Source organism: Thioalkalivibrio sp. HK1, from assembly GCA_000583135.1.
Lineage (GTDB): Bacteria > Pseudomonadota > Gammaproteobacteria > HK1 > HK1 > HK1.
In genome coordinates this window covers 1-4514 of sequence record JFBG01000073.1, presented here as the reverse complement: position 1 = coordinate 4514, position 4514 = coordinate 1, and the positions used below count along the sequence as shown (strand labels likewise).

Below are 4514 nucleotides of genomic sequence, written 5' to 3'. Positions count from 1 at the left end.
TGCTGCTGAATGACTCGCTCTATCTGTCTCGCTCTCTTGGTTTACTTGCTAACTCTGCCTCATCACAAAATCTCGTAATCTGCGTCCCCGGCATCGGCTCGCCAGTTCCGTTTTCCACCCTAATCGTCAACAGAATGCCGGACTTGGGTCTGCTATCGGCATGTCAATGTCTCCCCCGCTGGCGTTATGAAAAGAAAGCACCGGCCAAGGAGAACCTATTCGAAAAAGACAGAGAAACCATCGATGCGTTCGAGAGAATCGACAATATCACCGACGCCGCCTTGCAGAGATTCATCGCCGAATACCGAGACGATACCATCACCAAGGATGATATTTTCTACTATGTCTACGGTCTCTTCCATTCACCGGAATATAAAGAGCGCTTCGCCTTCGATTTGAAAAAATCCCTGCCGCGCATCCCCTTCGCTCCGGATTTTCATGCTTTCGCCTTTGCCGGTAAGGCGCTGGCTGCGCTTCATCTCGATTATGAAAGGGCTTCGCTGTACCCTTTGCAAACGAAGTGCGCCGACGGATCGCCCGAACCCTCGGCGGAGCAATGTCTTATGGGCAAGCGCAAAATGCGTTTCGCCGACAAGGAGCGAAAGGATGTTTTGATCGTCAACGATTTCGTTCGTTTGGAGGGGATCCCGCCCGAAGCCCATGCCTACCAAGTCAACGGTCGCACCCCCTTGGGATGGTTGATCGATCGGATGCATATCAAGGAGTATGAAGAGATCGGTATCGTCAACGATGCCAATCATCGCTTCGACGATCCGAGAGATCTCTTGGATCTGATTCGCCGCTTGGTTTATATCAGCATCGAAAGCGACCGCATCATTCGTGGATTACCGCAGCCTTTTGCCGGCGATCTCGATGCGCATCGATGACTCGTATCGATCGTTTCGAAAAAGATAATACCAAGAAGAATCGATTGGAAGGCTATCTAATCGGGCAGATCCAACCCGGGCAGGCCGTCCAAACTGCTGCGATTTTTTCTCGAGCGATAGTCGGCCATCTCTTTCGGACCTTTGCTTCTCGCATGTTTGAAAAGCGATTCTCGCTCGGTGCGGAATTCATAAAGAGGAACCCCGAAACCGCAGGCATCGGCGATGCGCCCGATATCGACCCGGATGATGGAGCGAACATCGACATAATCATCGAAATGGGCATAGAGATCGTCGAAATCCCGGTGGTGCGGTTCGATCACCTCGCCCTTGCCGTAAATGCGCAGGATATTGGGCGCCCCGTCGAAGGCGCAGAACATGATGACGATCCGCCCGTTTTCTTTGAGATGAGCGATCGTTTCCACCCCGCTGCCGGTGAAGTCGAGATAGGCCACGGTGCGGGGGTCGATGATCTTGAAGGTCTTTTTGATCCCCTTCGGCGAGCAGTTGAGCAGGCCATCGTCGGCTCTGGGGGCGGTGGCGACGAAAAAGATATGCTGGTAATTGATGAAGGCCGCCACTTCGTCATCGATGGTTTCGTAAACTTTTCCCATGGTCGGTTCTATCCTTTTTGTTTTTGTATGTTCGATGCGTAAAAAAATCGAATCGAAGAAGAAGCGTTTCGAAAGGGATTCGATCGCCAAGGTTTGATCGCCCGAAACCTTGGCGGCGCATCGCCGAGTTGCAAGGCGTCGTTCCCTTCTTCGATGAAAGAGGTGCGCTTAGCCGAAGGCAGGCATCACCTGATCGATAAAGCGTTGCAGGCAAGCCCTCTTTCTTTCGGCACTCATCCCGTTGTCGATCCAAAAAGAGAACTCATCGAACCCCATATCCTCGAAGCGCTTGATGCGATCGATGACCTCCCGAGGCATCCCCATCGTCAGATCCCGCCGCATGGCCGCCGGGCTCATCCGTTGATTGCCCTCGATCTCCTCTTGGCTCAAAGGCGCGATCCGGCCTTGACGCACCGGCCGCTGGTTGGCGAACCAAGCCCCGAAATAACAATAGAAACGGCTCAATTCCTTGGCCGCCCGCTCCAGATCTTCCTCGTTCGCCCCCACATAGACATGGTGCAAGAGCATGATCTTCGGGCGCGCCACCTCGGTGGCGGCAAGGGCGCTTTCGAATCGCTGCATCAATACCGTGATCTCCTCGATCCCCTGCCAAAGCGGGGTGACCTGAACGTTGAATCCGTTCTTGAGCGCGAAAAGATGGCTGTCGGGGTCGCGGGCGGCGATCCAGATCGGAGGGCCGTCCTTTTGCACCGGTCTTGGCATCACCGTGGTTTCGGGGAAGCGGAAGAACTCGCCCTCGTGTGCGCAATCCCCCTGCCAGAGTCGGCGCAGGAGGGGAGCCATCTCGCGCATCCGCGCCCCGGCTTCGAAGGCTTCCATCCCCGGCATCAGGCGTTCGTATTCGAAGTTATAGGCGCCGCGGGCGATGCCGAGATCGAGCCTGCCGCCGGTGATCAGATCGGCGGCCGCCGCTTCCCCCGCCAAGCGGATCGGATGCCAAAAAGGGGCGACGATGGTGCCGGTTCCCAAGCGAATGGAGCGGGTATGGTGGGCGAGATCGACGATGGTCAAGAAAGGGTTGGGCGAGATGGTGAACTCCATCCCGTGATGCTCGCCGGTCCAGATCGCGTGCATCCCTCCTTCTTCCGCCAGCCGACAAAGCCCGATGAATTCCTGGCGCAGTTCGGTGTGGCTGCCTGCCTCCTCACCGCTTTCAAGATGGACGAAGAGCGAAAATTTCATGATTCGAACCCCTGTGGAGATTGCGCCGTTTCGTGGTTATCCAGCGGTTATCCATGGATGCCAAGGCATTGATGAGTCTTGGCCTTCTCTATGATCATCGCACCGCCCTTCGATGCCCCGGCCGGGTCCGGGTCCATAGTCTTTGAAATGATATTCGTCGAACCATCACCGGTGGCAAATCTTCGGTCATTGGGTGTAATCCCTAAGAAAACACGCAAGCGCGGCGTTGAGTTCGTCGGCGTGAGTCAAGGGCATGATATGACCCGCCCCTTCGATGGTAAGGCTACTGCCTTGCCGAACCCTCGCCGCCATCGCCTGCGACATTTGCGGGGTCGAGTTGGGATCGCATTCTCCGGTGATGAACAGACAAGGAGCGTTGATCCCTTCCAGCGTCTTGTCATCCGGCCCGTCGGATTGGGCGAAAACACGATAGGCCGCGGCATAGCCCTTGGGATCGGCGTTGCGAAGCCATCCCTCGCAAGCCTTCGCCGCCGCAGATTTTCGATCATCGAACCAGCGTTGCAAAGTCGGCCCCGGATCGATTCTTTCGCTTTGCGCCAAACCCTCGGCGCGGGCCAAGACCGCCGCTTTCGCTTGGCAATCGCGGCGATGGACCGCGTTCAGCGAGACGAAAGCCCGCACATGCTCGGTGCAGATCGCCGCAAGTTCGGCGCCGATCATCGCTCCCATCGAATGGCCGATGATCGCAACGGGCCGGTCGATGTATCGGCGGCAGGACTCGACGTAGTCGTCCAAGTCAGGGCAAGTCTTATCCAGAGGCGCTGCATCTCCGTGCCCGGGCAGATCGGGGGCGATGATTGGATATCGATCCTTCAAACCATCGATTTGCGCCCCCCAAAACTCCGCCCTCAACCCCACCCCGTGCAATAAAAGAAGGGAAAAATCGCCGATCCTAGGGCTTTCCTTTCGGGTCTTATGCGGGCCTTCGGCGACGGAGCGGGAGGAGTCGGTCATTTGACGGGTCGCCTTCGATGATGGTCGATGGATGGTCGATGGATGGTCGATGGATGGTCGATGGATGGCCGATCAAAATCAGGGGCGGGTGAGAGTCCCTTTGCGCAGGATTATCACAGGTTCGGAGTCGAAAATGATCCGGGATTCTGTTTGCGCATCATCCTTCCAGCACTCTCCTTCCAACATCCGGCGAATATTATTCCCGATGATGCGAAACAGGGTGGGGGAGGCAAAGAGAGGCGTTCCTTTTCTTCTCGCACCGAGGATCTGACCGCACAGACTCCCGCGCTCTTTCAGCCGGTAATGCCCGAGATTCGCTTGGATATCGTCGGGCGGCACCTCTTTTATGCTCCTCGGATTCCTTGTCGCCGGTGGGCTTGGCAGAGCCACCGAGGATGCAGGTCGGGATTGGGACGATTGAGCACCAAAGTGCCCGTACGACCTTCCCGATGCGGAAAAACCTCGACCATCGAACCGGACCGATAAGGGGTATCACTCCCGCCGACAAGGACGGATGGCCTTCTAATGGTCGCCGTCAGCCCGCTGAAAGAGGATTCGAAGGGCGATCCGATCATCGGTGCCACATCGTTTTTTGGCGAAAGGGCACCGGGTGAGAAGCCAAGTCAAAGCGAGCATCGCCATAAACTTCGGGGCGCAGAACAGGGGCGCGAGCGGGTGCCTGCGCCTCAAACCCCTTTCGGATCCGGTAGAGATCGCCACCCTGCCACCCTCGTCCGGCTCGGGAGCGAAACGGGAGGCAGGCGCACGGCGCCTTTTCGCAGCCGCCGTCGTTTTAGGGTAAATTAGCGAGCAAGGTGTCCATCGGAAAAAGCGTGCG

Annotated in this window: 5 protein-coding genes; 1 reads left to right on the top strand and 4 read right to left on the bottom strand. The window is 56.9% G+C overall.

Annotated elements, in window-relative coordinates; translation table 11 throughout:
• Positions 1 to 2 precede the first annotated feature (2 nt).
• Entirely contained in the window at positions 3 to 887 is an 885-nt protein-coding gene (locus BF99_RS0116675; RefSeq protein WP_306699960.1) for a type ISP restriction/modification enzyme, read from the top strand.
• Positions 888 to 943: 56 nt separating this feature from the next.
• Here BF99_RS0116675 and BF99_RS0116670 read toward each other — a convergent pair whose 3' ends face one another.
• From BF99_RS0116670 to BF99_RS21320, 4 genes are all read right to left on the bottom strand, one after another.
• Positions 944 to 1498: a pyridoxamine 5'-phosphate oxidase family protein gene (locus BF99_RS0116670; RefSeq protein ID WP_025771959.1), complete on the bottom strand. Its 555-nt coding sequence runs from the start codon at positions 1496 to 1498 to the stop codon at positions 944 to 946.
• A 168-nt stretch (positions 1499 to 1666) separates the two neighbouring features.
• The gene (locus BF99_RS0116660) at positions 1667 to 2701 is read right to left on the bottom strand and encodes an LLM class flavin-dependent oxidoreductase (RefSeq protein WP_025771958.1); all 1035 of its coding nucleotides are present in this window, start codon (positions 2699 to 2701) and stop codon (positions 1667 to 1669) included.
• Positions 2702 to 2887: 186 nt separating this feature from the next.
• Positions 2888 to 3676 (bottom strand): alpha/beta fold hydrolase, encoded by a 789-nt coding sequence (locus BF99_RS0116650; protein WP_025771957.1) that lies wholly within the window; start codon positions 3674 to 3676, stop codon positions 2888 to 2890.
• Between the two features lie 78 nt (positions 3677 to 3754).
• A complete protein-coding gene (locus BF99_RS21320) occupies positions 3755 to 4015 on the bottom strand; it encodes a hypothetical protein (RefSeq protein WP_038098830.1) in 261 nt (86 codons plus the stop codon).
• Positions 4016 to 4514: the final 499 nt, after the last annotated feature.